The following is a 13,774-nucleotide window of genomic DNA, read 5'->3' on the forward strand; positions in this document are numbered from 1 at the left end:
GTTAACGCTACGGAAACTTTTTAAATGATATAGAGTAACACTTGATTTTAATTTTATTTAACGTTGAAAGAGGTAGTTTACACATAAATACCCCCAATAATAATATAACACTTAACAAATAAGAATCGTGACTAATATTACGTCCATTAACCAAACTATCTAATGCTAATGCAATCACTGGAAAAATCAAAAAACACAGAGAGGCTTGAAAAGGGCTCGCCATTTTATTTAATTGAAAATAAGCCATAATGCCACCAATCCCTGCTATTACCCCTAAATAAATAACTGCACCAAAAGATAAAAGAGTAAATGTCTGCCACTGAGGTTGCTCTAATATAGTCCCGACTACTAATAATAATCCAGCAACAAGACATGGTACGGCATTATAAGTGAGAATATGTATTCCCTTGCATCGATTTTGTACACTGCTGTATATACTCGCGTGCATTAAAACAGCTGAAAATAATGCAATAACACCAAATATACTGCCATTGGCCTTGATACCTATTTCATTACTAATTATCATCATCAAACACACTAACGCTACGCCCAACCCTAAACATTGATGAAATTGAATTTTTTGTTTATGTCTAAATAGTGAAAAAACCAACATTATTACAGGCATATTGGCAAAAATAAGAGAGGCGAGACCCGATGAAATATATTGCTCGCCATAAATCATCAATGTAAACGGAAACGCAAAATAAAATAAACTGATTAAGATGAACTCTTGTTTTTTATCCTTCGGAAAAAATAAGGGAACTTTACATTTACAGGCTAATAAAATTAACAATGGGGCACTAAATAGAAAGCGTAAACCTGTCGCGGTAATAGCTGGGATGGATTGCACCGCCATCTCCATTGCCATCCAAGTAGTTCCCCATATAACACAAACAGATACAAATAATAACGTGGTAATTATTTTTTTATTCATCATATTTACTCTTTGCAAATTAAGACATAATTATATTGCATTTAAATGGAAATATGATTCCTTAGATTCAATAGAGCCTTTGATGTTGAGGACACATTCGGAGCGCCTGAGTTATTAAAAAGACTGTATCCAGTTCCGAAGTCAACAATGCCTTTTGTTATTTTCGACTTTGATAAAGATGCAACTCCCTCCGTGCAAGCAACTCAAGTTATATTAGCGGCTTCAAAGGGCTTCATAGCTCCAGACGTAGCGAATATATTTATTAACTCGATAGCTTCAATGCTTAAAATAGATGAAGTGACAGAGCTACAACGCAGACTTGCATCAATAGAAGAATCGTTAGGTGTTGGAAATGCCTAGCGCCATGCTTAAAAGATTAGCTAGAATTGAGCCGATTGCAAAAGCAGCTTCAGGAAAGCTTGAGCCTAGCATTTACGGCGTTGTTGATAGAGTTGACATAGTTGATGGTGAAAAAGTACCGCACTTTATAAGAAAATGGAAAGGAACTATCGGTAACATGATTGCTACTGATGAAGAGCCCACTATTTATTTGATTGAAAAACTTGAGCCGATGATACTAAAGCACAAAAAATATAAGTGCATGTTCGGTGGGAGAGCTGGTACAAAGTCAAGGTTTGCGCAAGACATAATGTCGGGTGAGATCAATTCCTGTGGCTCTAAAGTTTACGTGTTACGAGAAAGAATGAAGTCGCTTAAAGAGTCCATATATGCAGGGATAAACAAGTCAATTAAAGACTTGAGCTTGAAAGGGTTCTTACCGGTTCCATCACATTGGGAGATACGTCACAAGACTGGCGGAGTGTTCACCTTTGGCGGAATGGGGAACATTATAGATATGAAAGGTGCGAGCAATTACAAGTTTTTTTCTGATGGAAGAAGCCGCTCGAACTAAACAATCAACAATAGATACTTTGGGGGCCCTACATTACGAGACACGCCCCGGCGCTGAACTTTGGGTATCTTTTGGGAATAATGAATCGTCATCTGATGCAATGAGCCAAGAGTTTATATACCCTTTCAAGCTGAAATAGATCGGATGGATACTATGAGGATGAATAATCATTTTGCATCAAGTGGGCTTCAGAATAACCTTTCTTTATAGATTTACAAATTACCCATCTATAGCTCCGTTCATTGTTTGCAATATTAGAGTTTAAAAAAGTCAGCTTAAATCCACGCCTTTCGTACCAAAAAACCATGTTGCCAGAAATCCGGCTACATATGAAATAAGTAGCCCTATAACAAACACACCCATCGCCACAAAGATACCGTGATTTGACGTCATTAAAGGTATTGCCACTACACCAGATGGACCAAACACAGTGTTAAGCCCTATAGGTAGTCCCATATATGAAACTAAACCGATAAAGAAACCACCGCTGGCACCACCTACACACGCAGTAATAAAAGGTTTTACACGTGGCAAGGTAACGCCATAAATAAGAGGCTCGCCGATTCCAAAGATACCCGGCACAATCGCCCCTTTAATTTGAGCGCGTGTTGTAGAGCCTTTTTTAGCTTTAAAAAACAACGCTACCGAAGCCCCTACTAATCCACCACCAGCCATGGCTAGAATAGGAAATAAAGAGTTAAATCCCTGTGCTTCCATTAAAGCAAAATAAACAGGTACAAAACCTTGATGTATTCCAAACATTACCGCGACGAGAAATAAGCCAGCTAAAATAGCACTACCAATGGGATTCCCGTTAAGGTGAAGGAATAGCCAAGACATGCTAGAGAAGAGCAGTCCACCTATTGGCATAATAACGAGAAATACCAACACCCCCATTATTAGCAATGTTATTAGTGAGGTTAGAATCATATCTAAACTATCAGGTACAAACTTTCGTACCTTACGTTCGACCCAAGCCCCCACAATAGCCGCAATTAAAACGCCTATAATATTTCCACGTGGATCAATCGCATAACCAAAGAAATCACTCATTCCCGAGTACACACCAAGCACAGTATCCGGGTTATAGTTCATTACAAATAGCGAAGCTAAAATAGCCCCGTTGACACCAGAACCACCAAAAGCTTGTTGTGCATTATAGCCAATCAATATACTTAGAAAGGCAAACAACCCAGTGCCAAACACTCTCATATATTGTAAAAGTTCAACTAATTGCGTATTAGGTAGTGTATTACCAACAACCCAAATTTGTTCAAATAAAGTAGCAAAACCAAGTAATAACCCTGCGGCAATAAACCCGGGAATCAAAGGCGTAAAAATAGTTGAAAATTTACTTAGAAACCGCTGAGCTGAGCTACTTTGCTTTTTCTTTATGTTGTTTTTTTTCTGCAATGTAATGTCAGATAAACTTTCTTGCGACTGATGATAGTTGTGATTATCACAACTATTGTTAACATATATTTTTTCATTAATTAATTCGGCGGCCTGCTGAGCTTTACCTACGCCTAATATAATTTGTAATTGACAATCACTTTCAACGACCCCGAGAACACCGGCTATTAGCTTTAGCGCTTCAACATTAACCACATTCTCGTCAATAATAGTTAAGCGTAAACGTGTCATGCAGTTAGTACATTTCGCAATATTATTAATGTTACCAATTGTTTTGGTTATTTTATCTATCATATCCAATGTGATTTTAGCCATGATATCCCTCTAATGTTTGACGGATGAAACCGTGATTGTCCTTTAACTTTTGCTTCGCTGTAAGCACGTCTAAATCAAGTAATATCATCACAATAGCCGTTTTACAATGAAGGTCACATGCTTCTAGGGTTTTTTCAGCTAGTTCTAATGAACAATTTGTTGCTTGTACCACTATATTTTTTTGACGCTGTACAAGTTTTGCATTAGTTGCATCAACATCAACCATTAAATTACCAAAAACCTTTCCCATTTTTATCATCGCACCTGACGTGATCATATTAAGTACCAGTTTTTGAGCCGTTCCAGCCTTCATACGTGAAGATCCGGTTACAACTTCTGCGCCTACAATTGGGGATATTGCAATAGCGGCAAGCGTTGCCATTGAGCTATTTGGGTTACAGCTAACACTCGCAACGATTGCACCTAAAGAAGTAGCATACTTCATTGCAGATAACACGTAAGGAGTCCGCCCACTCGCGGATATACCGACCAGTAGATCATTTTTATTAAATAAAATTGTTTTTAGGTCTATGACGGCAAGTTCTTGATCATCCTCTGCATTTTCTACGGCACTTAAAATAGCTTTATCTCCTCCTGCAATTAGACCTCGTACAAGTTCTGGTGAAGATCCATAAGTTGGCGGGCATTCGCTGGCATCTAAAACACCTAAACGGCCAGACGTACCAGCCCCAATATAAATAAGTCGCCCTTTCATTTGAAAGGTTTTCACTACCGCATCAACGACTTTTACTATGTCTGGCAAGCATTCTTCTACCGCGAAGGCCACTTTTTTATCTTCATCATTAATCACTTTCAACATGTCAATGGTTGATAATGTATCTATTTTTTCAGAATCACTATTACGACTTTCTGTAACTAATTTAGCTAAATTAATATCCATGCATTATCCTCAGGTAAACGTTCGGTATACGTTTGTTTGTCTGCATAATACGTAATCTTATTAAGTAAATTATGATAACCATCACAAAAAAATCATTCCAGAAGTTCTTGAACATGGAATAATTAATTACATAAAAGCCAATAGTAGCTGCAATGTACTAGACAACAAAAGAGTCACCGAAGGAATAATAAAAAATAAAGTGGAATATATAGTTAAGAAAATTCAACGTGAAGTGCGTAACCACAAAGCAGCAATAACTGCCATATGTTCAACTATTAGTTTGGCTGCCGTTTTGTACTTAAGTTTCTTTCTTGCTCTATCATTAAGCTTCACTATTACATCTTCAATTGCTGATTGCGATGCTTTTTTAAAATCCGTGAATTTCGGAAGTATTGTCGTAATAGGCCGTTAGTATTTCCATTCAAATTCCGTTACCATGAACAATATGGATCTGCGAAGTAAACGCCACATTCATGTATTCAGTCATCACTTCATGATATGAAAATTCTTTACCGTTATCTGCTGTAACAGTAAAGACTGCCCCTTTAAATATCTATAATAACGCAATAGTCGTTGCGGTCACTAATCTCTCTGATTTATCGTCAACCCGCATAGATACAGTAAAACTAATTTTCCGTTCGATAATAGTGACCAATGCTCCACTGCGGTCATTGCCAATAACCAAGTATATTTCCCAATCATCAATATTCACACGGTTTTGAATCAAGTCTTTTCTGCGTAAATGCTGAAATAGTTGTCCACGCATCTTCTATCTTCCCATATAATAGTTTCATAACTAATTAACCTGAGTTCTGGATAAGAAAAAACAACCAACTTAAAATCGGAATAATGTGAGTAAAATTCACTTAAAAATCATAAGGTTAAATTTTTAATCATACAGTATTGTATAGTTAAAGGTAAATAAGCATAGTAATCTCAGGTTGATTTTTAACGCAGAAACAAACAAAAATAGTGACTTTGTATCGATTTACTTATCCTGAGTGCACTACCCGTTTGAAATTTAACTGGAGTTCTTATCCAGAATTCAGGTTATCGATTATAAATCTCCTACCATACTCTCCAGAACTCAACCCTATAGAGCAAGTATGGAATAGGATGTGACAATACCACTTATGCTTCAAGGATACGACAATATAGTTGATGACGTTTGTGATGTATGGAATGACTTTATTAGCATTCCTGCTAGGGTTAAAAAATGTGTACTAGAGATTGAATGGAACTGATCAATTAATTAAGCGGATTGGTAATAAGCTACGTTTAATTGCTGTGCAATTTTATTTAATGCATAAATCTACCATCCTAGCTCTGTTATTGATATTTTTTCATTATTGCATCTATTGCTGGAGAAAAGCTTTTTTAGATCTAGTCGCTGTCATAGAAAATTTGCCATAACTAGCTCGTTCTATGTAATTACGGTCGCTTTAACACCACCTAAAATAGTAATGTTCCGTTGTATGCTTTTGAGTGTTAGTGGGCATTCGTCGCTAATCATTAGCAAAAAATTATTTACAGGCTCGAAGAAACAAAGATACTCATTAAAATTTACAGTTCAACACAGATGGTCGAGTCATTGTATGTAATTGCCATTCTAATAAGCATCGAGTTGTATATTTAATACTGGCAAAACTAATGGCTCTCATTAATTCTGGAAGCTCTTCTGGTTTTAATGATGGTTGATTGGTTACTTTAGCGGTTTCAAATGCTTTACCAATGCCCGCTAACTTATTGTGCTCAATAACACCTGTATTAACTGCAAAAGTCATGATTTCATTTAAGTTACGACACAAACGACCAACCGTTTCAAATTTACCTTGATTAGCAATTGGCTTTAATACTTTAATCGCCTGCGGTGCTGTTATCTCACCAATGAGTAACTTACCGAGTTCAGGCAATAAATATTTATCAATACGTTGTTTTAGCTTTTTTGCTGTCAGTGCTTTAATACTTGTTTGCTTAACGGCAAGCCAATCATCAAAAACAACCTGCAACGTATTAGTTAAAATAGCTTGCTGAGCGCTTAATGTCTGATCACGATGAACTTTAGGATCAATACCATCAGCTAATAGGTGTCTTGCTTCTAATGCTTTGGTTCTTGCTTTCGCTAATGATAGGTCAGGGTATTTACCTAATGCTAAATTGGCTCTTTTATTACTAACAGGTCGATAATAAGCAAAACGCCAAAGTTTAGTTCCTATTGGCATTACTTTTAAAGATAAGCCATCACCATCACCTAAATTATATTCTTTATCTTTAGGTTTAGCTTTTAGTACTTGAGTTGCAGTTAATGGATTTATTTTAATCGCCATGACGTAACCTCTGAATTTAGTGATATTAAATAGGTTACGTTATAGGTTACTTCAATTCATGGATTTTACAAGACGACAAAAGACGCTAATAGACTGAATATAGATAAATACATTGAATTTAAAGGCTTTGTATGGGGTTTATAGACGTTATGGGAAGGTATTAAACTAGATAATGGTGCTCGCTACTGGGTTCGAACCAGTGACAACCTGCATGTCGAGCAGGGACTCTACCACTGAGCTAAGCGAGCATTTAGTGGATAGCTTTGAAAGCAAGGTGATTGTGCATTATTGTCTTTCAACTGTCAAACTCTCTTTTATGTTTATGATCTGTTTGATGTTTTTTTAAGCAACTCTTCGTTATCTATTCAAAATAACAATGTCATCTTCTCTCTAGATATCAAATAATTAAAGATTATTTACTCTTTTTTTATGGCTAGTTTTAAGATGTTACTTTATACTTGCGTTTTTTTTATACACAGATATTCAATATATGTTATTAACTATCCTTTATATTATCGGTATCACAGCGGAAGCCATGACTGGAGCCATTTCGGCAGGCAAAAGAAAAATGGATTGGTTTGGTGTAATGTTTGTTGCCAGCGCAACAGCTATTGGTGGCGGAACTGTTCGTGATATTATTTTAGGGCATTACCCCGTTGCTTGGGTAAAACATCCTGAATATATTATCATCACTTGTATTGCTGGAGTGGTCACCACTTTGATTGCTCCATGGGTTGAACGCAATCATCGTCTATTTTTAGTTTTAGACGCTATTGGACTCGTCGTATTTAGTATAATCGGTTGTCGAATCGCATTCGATATGGGTCTTTATCCTATTATATGTCTCATCGCAGCCATTATTACTGGTGTTTTTGGTGGATTACTACGCGACCTGATTTGTAGCCAAAAACCAATGGTCTTACATAAAGAACTCTATGCTTTTGTTGCTTTATTTTCCGGCATAATTTACCTCCTATTATTGCACTATAAGGTAGAAGAGAGTTTGACTACACTGATAACTCTAATCGCAGGCTTCAGTTTGCGTATGACAGCATTACATTTTGCGTGGAGCTTGCCTGTTTTCCATTTTGACTTACATGACACCACAGAACATAAAAAATAAAAAAAATGCGTATCGATTTTATAACCCACGATACGCATAACATTTTTCATTTAAGTGACTGTTGTTCTAAATAAGAAAATGCCGTTAACATTGCTTGCTCTTGAAACTTTTTCATTCCTAGCTCTACCGCAATAGGATCGGCTTGTGCCCCCGACAATCCTTCTTTAATATAAGCGGCAGAAATAACATGAACATTTAATTCTGGCATCAATTGCAATGCGCCTTCTATTTTAAAGCTTAAAGCACTACCCGCATATTTCCCTTTTAATGCTCGTTGTTTGATAACAACCGTATCCACTTTATAATCTTTCATTAATTGTATAAAATCAAACTGAAACTTCTTTAAAGGGATGGTATTAATCGCATCCACTAAAGTAAATTTATTAGTACGTACGGCCGGTACATCATACAATCCATTTTTTAACTGCATAATTGCAATAACAGCTTCGTTACCAATTAGCTCTACACCACACACTCTCATCTTTTTTTTCCTTAATTTAAACAAGCGCATTATCAGTGATCTTTTACTGACAAGCAAATACAATCCGGTTTTATCACTACTATTTTTCACACTCTAAAAGATACAGTGCTTTTTCTATCAATATCCTTTAACCTACCCCTAAATAGGCATTGAGTTCAGCTTTTTTTACGCGTTAGGAAATAAACATCCCGTATCAGAGCAAACTTAACTCCACTATAATAATAATATAGGAATTTTATATGCTTCCATTGCCACATTACTACCACGTAAAATCACATACTTCATCCAGTAATTATTTAAAGCTACAAAGTCAGCATTTACCTGATCTAAATGTTGCGCCTCCTTTTGAATTTGATGGTCCTGGCGATCAATGGTCTGCTGAAACATTATTGATATCGGCTTTAACAAGTTCATATCTTCGATCTTTTAAAGCGCTTGCTAAAAATGCCACATTAAATTGGATTGATATTGATTGCCTTTCAAAAGGTATCCTTGATTGCACTGAAAATACGACGCAATTTGTAAAAATAAAACATATTATATTACTAAAAATCAATAACGACACATCCGAAAAAGAAGCTTTGTCTTTGCTAAAAAAAGCAGATGAAATGTGTTTTATCAGCCAATCCTTAAAATGTAAAATTGAATTAGACTGCAATATTGCAGTTGTCTAATATCTAAAAGGTGCGCAGTAAATATAACGTGCCTTTATTTTTATTTAAAGAAAAAGATTAATAAAAAACATTACGTGTCTCATCGTTTGCTCATTCAAAGCATATAAATATACGCCAACTAACCAAAGAATAAAAAGATAATATCTTCTACTGAACAAAATATTTTTATAACTAAATTCCTTTGAAAATAGCTTTTTTCAGTCCTTTTTTCTTTACGATTTTTACAAAAACACAATAAAATAGATGCTTTATTATATTTTACGGTAAGATAGACTTTCTTGATTACTTAGCTTGGAATAACAATGCAATTTGATATGATCAACACACAAGCACAGCTCCATCGTTTTATACAAACACTCGATAATAGCCCTCTTTCTCTTGATACTGAATTTGTACGCACACGCACTTATGTTGCTAATTTAGGCTTATTACAAGTTTCTCAAAATAAAAAAATATCTTTAATTGACCCGATTGCTATACCTGATCTCTCTGAGTTTTGGCAAGCGATGGATAGTAAAGAATGCATTCTACATGCCAGCAGTGAAGATTTAGAAATAATTCGCGATCATAAAGGGGACCTCAATATTACTCTTTTTGATACTCAAATTGCCTGTTCTTTTCTTAATTTAGGCGCCTCACTTGGCTACGCTAAAATGGTAGAAACACTGCGAGGCATAAGCGTTGACAAAGGTGAATCACGTACCGATTGGTGCAAACGCCCCTTAACTGAGAAACAAGTTGATTATGCGGCCATTGATGTTCTACATTTACAGCCTTGCCTTGATATTTTAAAGAAACAACTTGATGAAAAAAACATGCGCGCATTTTTTGAACTTGAATGTAAAAACACCCTAATTCAAAAAATGCAGAAACCAGACCCTGAGAATGCCTATAAATTACTGAATAATTTATATAAACTCGACCGACAAGGCCTTGCTATTATTAAAGCGCTTGCAAAATGGCGTTTTCTAACCGCTATCGAGCGTAATTTAGCGCTTAACTTTGTGGTTAAGGCAGATAACCTATGGTTACTTGCTCATTACCGCCCAAGCACTCTACAAGATTTACAGCGCTTACATTTATTACCCAATGAAATGCGCATACATGGGCAAAAAATACTTACGATTATCAAACAAGTGGGTAGTCTTGAAGAAAACGATTATCCTCCTCTGATCTCACGTCTTGTCGACTTCCCAGCTTATAAAAAAACATTAAAAGACATACGCGCTCAAATTGTTATCTGTGCTGAAAAGTACCAGTTACCGATTGAACTAATCGCGTCAAAACGTGTCATTAATGAATATTTAAGTTGGTGTTGGAAATTAAATAGTCAACAACGTCAAACCGCCAAAACACCCAAATTGTTATGTGATTGGCGCCTAGAGCTCGTTGGTTATCAATTGGATCATCGCCAATCTTAAAGTTATCTTTAATACAAACAATGAACTTTTCCCCACGCAGATATCGATGATAGCCTAAGTACTGTCAACAGGAACAACTATGCAAAATACATTATTCAAAGGCAAACACTCATGGAAAGAGAGTGTTTTAAGTTATATAGACAAACGCCTTCTATGGATTTTTTTACTTGGTTGCGCCAGTGGTTTTCCTTGGGTTCTAATTGGCTCTAATATGTCGGGTTGGCTAAAAGATGCGGGACTCACTCGGACCGCTATTGGTTATTTTGGCTCAGTATTTACTGTTTATGCTATCAACTTTTTATGGGCTCCTCTTATCGACCGAGTCAAATTACCCTTTTTGCACTCTTTACTCGGACAACGGCGTAGTTGGATATTTTTATGCCAAATAATAATTTTAATCAGCACGCTATTTATTGCAGGCATTAACCCTGCAATAAATTTAATGCAAACGTCTTTCTTAGCTCTCATTATTGCTCTCGCATCCGCGACACAAGATATTGCTATTGATGCCTATCGTATTGATACATTTCCACGAGCTTTGAGCAGTAAGCTACCACAAGCATCCGCGATGACTGTTATTGGTTGGTGGACGGGCTATTCTCTACCTGGATATTTTGCCTTTAGTAATGCGGACAGTATTGGTTGGAACAATGTCTACTATGGCATGGCAGGCGTCGTTGTATTGCTTATGCTCTTTACCCTATACGTTAAAGAGCCTCAAACCGAACGTGAACATTTACAGAGTAAAGCGACACATCGTTATGCAAAAATGTTTTCATCTCCAACACTGACTTGGTTTAGTGTGACAATTATTGAGCCGTTTTGGGACTTTTTTAAACGTAATGGTATAAAGGTTGCCTTAAGTATTTTATTATTTGTATTTTTATTTAAAATAGGTGAAGCGTTTCTCGGACGAATGTCGATTGTTTTTTACAAAGAAATCGGCTTTAGTAATGCACAAATAGGCTATTATTCTAAATTAATTGGCTGGGGTGCGACGATATTTTTTACCTTTTTAGGCAGTCTAGTCAATGTGAGATTTGGTATCGTACGTGGCTTAATGATCGGTGGAAGCGCAATGGCTCTAAGCAATTTAATGTTTGCTTGGATTGCAAATGTAGGTCCTAATGAACATCTTTATTTAGCAACAATTCTTGTCGATAACTTTACCACTGCATTCTCAACCGTCGCTTTTGTTTCCTTTTTAACTATGTTAACCGGCTCCGCTTTTTCTGCTACACAATATGCATTACTAGCATCATTAGGCAATCTAGGCAGAACCACCTTAGCCTCTTTCAGCGGAGAATTAGTCGACCTTTTAAATAACTGGTCAAACTTCTTTATTCTCACCGCAGTGATGGTCTTACCAAGTCTATTCTTACTGTATTCTCTGCGTCATTTATTTGATCGACTCAGTGATCAGAAAATAGCAGCAAATAGCAATAAAGAATAAAAACAAAAAGCCATCTAACGAGCTTAGATGGCTAAATAAAGCATGCTGCACCGCTGAGGCTGATTTCTCACTTTTAGACGAGCTTTGCGCAGGAGTCTCTGTTTTACTATTTTCATCACCGCCAACACGTGCAGCATCGCCATCTTGAAAATCTAATTTCACTTCGGTCATATCAATAGTGTTTTGTCTAATCACTTCTATCGGTGTCGGTTCCGGTTTACCAGGACTAAATTCTTGTGCAATGACAGAGGTCCCTTTGGGGATGTCCTTGACCTCTATCATATTTTGCACACCAAAGGCATATTTCATCGAACCCGCTATTTGTTTAAATTTAAGTACATCCATCTCTGAAAAAGACAATAATAAAACAAAGAAACACATCAATAATGACATTAAATCAGCAAAAGTAGCCAGCCACGCAGGTGCTCCTTCGGGGGGACAATTGCAATCATGTTCATCATCCATTATGAATCACCTTTTCCTGCACTACCATCGCTACGCTTTGACTCGGGTAAGTAATTACGCAAGAGAGCTTCTATGATTCGCGGATTTTGACCATCTTGTATACCCAACACAGCATCAAGAATCAAACTTTTATTTAATTTTTCTTCTGCTGCGCGTAATTTTAATTTGTCACAAATAGGTAAACACACCATATTTGCAATCATTGCACCATACAATGTTGTTAACAAAGCCACCGCCATCGCAGGACCAATTGATTTTGGATCATCCATATTTGATAGCATCGCCACCAAGCCTATCAATGTCCCTATCATTCCCATTGCGGGAGCAACATCGCCAAATTGTTTAAATATCCCAGCGCCCACCTCGTGACGTGCTGCCGTTAATCGAATATCACTCGAGAGTGAGGCGCGCACCACATCAGCATCATGTCCATCGACTAACATGTCCACCCCTTTTTGCATAAAAGCATTGCTTATTTCCGCTTCTTCTAATGCTAAAAAACCTCCTTTACGAGCAGCATCTGCCATTTCAACCGCTTTTGCAATCAATTCTTCTGGTGTATCCGATTTATATATAAAAGCCTTCATGGCTATTTTTACGGCCCCAAAAAACTGTCCAAGATTATATTTCATCATAACCACAAACAAAGAGCCACCAAACACAATCAATATCGACGTTGTATCGATAAACATGTCTAGTGAACCACCTAGCAACATGGCCATGACAATAAAACCAAACGAACCAATTATTCCAAGCAGCGTAGCTAAATCCACGAAAGTTTCCTTTTTCTAATAGAAGATCATGACAATAATTCTCATTTTACTCTGAGCGTTTGTTGACGTTAATCACGTTATTACTCTAGTTGATTATACCCGATAGAAAAATACATTTATTATCCAATATAAGCACGTTTTATAAAAAAACAAGACCAATTATAAAAACATGATATAGATTTTTATAACATAATCACCGTTTTATTATTAAATATTCACAAATGGTTGTTTTTTTTAACTAACCTTTGAGGAACTCGTCATTATTTTAAAATATTTATCACGGTTATTGACTTATATTCATCTCAAGGTAACCTTGTTAAAACAATTATAATTGAGAGTCGAATGGCACTAAAAAAACCTGAAAATATGCTTTATGAAGAAGCAAATAGCGAATTAGAATCAATTGTATCTTTATTAGAAAAAGGTGATTTAAGTTTAGCTGATGCATTGAAACAATTTGAACGTGGTATTTCACTCGCACGCAGCAATACTAAAAAATTAAATCAAGCTCAACAACAAGTCAGCATTTTAATGCGGCAAGATGTTAATAGCCCTTTACAAGATTTTACACAAGAATAATA

The 13,774-nt window shown here is 36.3% G+C and carries 14 protein-coding genes, 1 tRNA gene and 2 pseudogenes; 8 read left to right on the forward strand and 9 right to left on the reverse strand.

Going from position 1 to position 13,774, the window contains the following annotated elements:
* Positions 1–7 precede the first annotated feature (7 nt).
* Positions 8–937, reverse strand: a complete 930-nt coding sequence (locus tag B8W84_RS04530) for a DMT family transporter (protein ID WP_257797909.1) — start codon at positions 935–937, stop codon at positions 8–10.
* A gap of 144 nt (positions 938–1,081) precedes the next feature.
* Between B8W84_RS04530 and B8W84_RS04535 the strand changes: the two genes are divergently transcribed.
* Both B8W84_RS04535 and B8W84_RS04540 read left to right on the forward strand, forming a co-directional pair.
* Positions 1,082–1,294, forward strand: a complete 213-nt coding sequence (locus B8W84_RS04535; protein ID WP_094752111.1) for a hypothetical protein — start codon at positions 1,082–1,084, stop codon at positions 1,292–1,294.
* Positions 1,287–1,847, forward strand: coding sequence for a phage terminase large subunit (locus B8W84_RS04540; RefSeq protein WP_094752112.1), 561 nt, complete (start codon positions 1,287–1,289; stop codon positions 1,845–1,847). Before B8W84_RS04535 ends, B8W84_RS04540 begins: the two co-directional genes overlap by 8 nt.
* 270 nt (positions 1,848–2,117) lie before the next feature.
* Here B8W84_RS04540 and murP read toward each other — a convergent pair whose 3' ends face one another.
* The 3 genes from murP to B8W84_RS07965 all read right to left on the reverse strand — a co-directional run bounded on the left by murP (position 2,118) and on the right by B8W84_RS07965 (position 5,242).
* Positions 2,118–3,575, reverse strand: a complete 1,458-nt coding sequence (gene murP / locus B8W84_RS04545; RefSeq protein ID WP_094752113.1) for a PTS N-acetylmuramic acid transporter subunit IIBC — start codon at positions 3,573–3,575, stop codon at positions 2,118–2,120.
* Positions 3,568–4,476, reverse strand: coding sequence for an N-acetylmuramic acid 6-phosphate etherase (murQ, locus tag B8W84_RS04550; RefSeq protein WP_094752114.1), 909 nt, complete (start codon positions 4,474–4,476; stop codon positions 3,568–3,570). Before murQ ends, murP begins: the two co-directional genes overlap by 8 nt.
* 553 nt (positions 4,477–5,029) lie before the next feature.
* Positions 5,030–5,242 carry a hypothetical protein gene (locus tag B8W84_RS07965; protein ID WP_143522280.1) on the reverse strand — a complete coding sequence of 71 codons (213 nt, stop codon included), beginning with the start codon at positions 5,240–5,242 and terminating at the stop codon, positions 5,030–5,032.
* Between the two features lie 284 nt (positions 5,243–5,526).
* On the opposite strand from B8W84_RS07965, the pseudogene B8W84_RS08120 reads away from it, so the two are divergent.
* Positions 5,527–5,720: pseudogene (locus B8W84_RS08120) on the forward strand (hypothetical protein); the annotation flags it as partial.
* Positions 5,721–6,032: 312 nt separating this feature from the next.
* Here the strand turns inward: B8W84_RS08120 and B8W84_RS04560 are convergent.
* Complete coding sequence (locus B8W84_RS04560) at positions 6,033–6,803, reverse strand: integrase arm-type DNA-binding domain-containing protein (protein ID WP_219349768.1); 771 nt, start codon at positions 6,801–6,803, stop codon at positions 6,033–6,035.
* Positions 6,804–6,976: 173 nt separating this feature from the next.
* Positions 6,977–7,051, reverse strand: a tRNA-Val gene (locus B8W84_RS04565).
* A gap of 242 nt (positions 7,052–7,293) precedes the next feature.
* Here B8W84_RS04565 and B8W84_RS04570 point away from each other — a divergent pair.
* The gene (locus B8W84_RS04570) at positions 7,294–7,926 is read left to right on the forward strand and encodes a trimeric intracellular cation channel family protein (RefSeq protein WP_094752115.1); all 633 of its coding nucleotides are present in this window, start codon (positions 7,294–7,296) and stop codon (positions 7,924–7,926) included.
* 46 nt (positions 7,927–7,972) lie between these two features.
* On the opposite strand, the gene B8W84_RS04575 is transcribed toward B8W84_RS04570, so the two are convergent.
* Positions 7,973–8,407: a DUF3010 family protein gene (locus B8W84_RS04575; RefSeq protein WP_094752116.1), complete on the reverse strand. Its 435-nt coding sequence runs from the start codon at positions 8,405–8,407 to the stop codon at positions 7,973–7,975.
* Positions 8,408–8,646: 239 nt separating this feature from the next.
* On the opposite strand from B8W84_RS04575, the gene B8W84_RS04580 reads away from it, so the two are divergent.
* The 3 genes from B8W84_RS04580 to B8W84_RS04590 all read left to right on the forward strand — a co-directional run bounded on the left by B8W84_RS04580 (position 8,647) and on the right by B8W84_RS04590 (position 11,955).
* Positions 8,647–9,081 carry an OsmC family protein gene (locus B8W84_RS04580; protein ID WP_094752117.1) on the forward strand — a complete coding sequence of 145 codons (435 nt, stop codon included), beginning with the start codon at positions 8,647–8,649 and terminating at the stop codon, positions 9,079–9,081.
* A gap of 302 nt (positions 9,082–9,383) precedes the next feature.
* Entirely contained in the window at positions 9,384–10,502 is a 1,119-nt protein-coding gene (gene rnd, locus B8W84_RS04585; RefSeq protein ID WP_094752118.1) for a ribonuclease D, read from the forward strand.
* A gap of 79 nt (positions 10,503–10,581) precedes the next feature.
* Complete coding sequence (locus B8W84_RS04590; RefSeq protein ID WP_094752119.1) at positions 10,582–11,955, forward strand: AmpG family muropeptide MFS transporter; 1,374 nt, start codon at positions 10,582–10,584, stop codon at positions 11,953–11,955.
* Between the two features lie 134 nt (positions 11,956–12,089).
* Here the strand turns inward: B8W84_RS04590 and B8W84_RS04595 are convergent.
* Both B8W84_RS04595 and pomA read right to left on the reverse strand, forming a co-directional pair.
* Positions 12,090–12,420: pseudogene (locus B8W84_RS04595) on the reverse strand (flagellar motor protein MotB); the annotation flags it as partial.
* A complete protein-coding gene (gene pomA / locus B8W84_RS04600) occupies positions 12,420–13,193 on the reverse strand; it encodes a flagellar motor protein PomA (protein WP_094752120.1) in 774 nt (257 codons plus the stop codon). The pseudogene B8W84_RS04595 and the gene pomA, both read right to left, overlap by 1 nt.
* A 342-nt stretch (positions 13,194–13,535) precedes the next feature.
* On the opposite strand from pomA, the gene xseB reads away from it, so the two are divergent.
* On the forward strand, positions 13,536–13,772 hold the full coding sequence (gene xseB, locus B8W84_RS04605) for an exodeoxyribonuclease VII small subunit (RefSeq protein WP_094752121.1): 237 nt from the start codon (positions 13,536–13,538) through the stop codon (positions 13,770–13,772).
* Positions 13,773–13,774 lie beyond the last annotated feature (2 nt).

Origin of the sequence: Psychromonas sp. CD1, from assembly GCF_002239585.1 — a bacterium.
Lineage (GTDB): Bacteria > Pseudomonadota > Gammaproteobacteria > Enterobacterales > Psychromonadaceae > Psychromonas.

What these genes read in the sequence shown, in the direction of transcription:
- B8W84_RS04530 (WP_257797909.1), bottom strand. Translation starts at nt 937, where the DNA reads ATGATGAATAAAAAAATAATTACCACGTTATTATTTGTATCTGTTTGT.
- B8W84_RS04535 (WP_094752111.1), top strand. Translation starts at nt 1,082, where the DNA reads ATGCCTTTTGTTATTTTCGACTTTGATAAAGATGCAACTCCCTCCGTG.
- B8W84_RS04540 (WP_094752112.1), top strand. Translation starts at nt 1,287, where the DNA reads ATGCCTAGCGCCATGCTTAAAAGATTAGCTAGAATTGAGCCGATTGCA.
- murP (WP_094752113.1), bottom strand. Translation starts at nt 3,575, where the DNA reads ATGGCTAAAATCACATTGGATATGATAGATAAAATAACCAAAACAATT.
- murQ (WP_094752114.1), bottom strand. Translation starts at nt 4,476, where the DNA reads ATGGATATTAATTTAGCTAAATTAGTTACAGAAAGTCGTAATAGTGAT.
- B8W84_RS07965 (WP_143522280.1), bottom strand. Translation starts at nt 5,242, where the DNA reads ATGCGTGGACAACTATTTCAGCATTTACGCAGAAAAGACTTGATTCAA.
- B8W84_RS04560 (WP_219349768.1), bottom strand. Translation starts at nt 6,803, where the DNA reads ATGGCGATTAAAATAAATCCATTAACTGCAACTCAAGTACTAAAAGCT.
- B8W84_RS04570 (WP_094752115.1), top strand. Translation starts at nt 7,294, where the DNA reads ATGTTATTAACTATCCTTTATATTATCGGTATCACAGCGGAAGCCATG.
- B8W84_RS04575 (WP_094752116.1), bottom strand. Translation starts at nt 8,407, where the DNA reads ATGAGAGTGTGTGGTGTAGAGCTAATTGGTAACGAAGCTGTTATTGCA.
- B8W84_RS04580 (WP_094752117.1), top strand. Translation starts at nt 8,647, where the DNA reads ATGCTTCCATTGCCACATTACTACCACGTAAAATCACATACTTCATCC.
- rnd (WP_094752118.1), top strand. Translation starts at nt 9,384, where the DNA reads ATGCAATTTGATATGATCAACACACAAGCACAGCTCCATCGTTTTATA.
- B8W84_RS04590 (WP_094752119.1), top strand. Translation starts at nt 10,582, where the DNA reads ATGCAAAATACATTATTCAAAGGCAAACACTCATGGAAAGAGAGTGTT.
- xseB (WP_094752121.1), top strand. Translation starts at nt 13,536, where the DNA reads ATGGCACTAAAAAAACCTGAAAATATGCTTTATGAAGAAGCAAATAGC.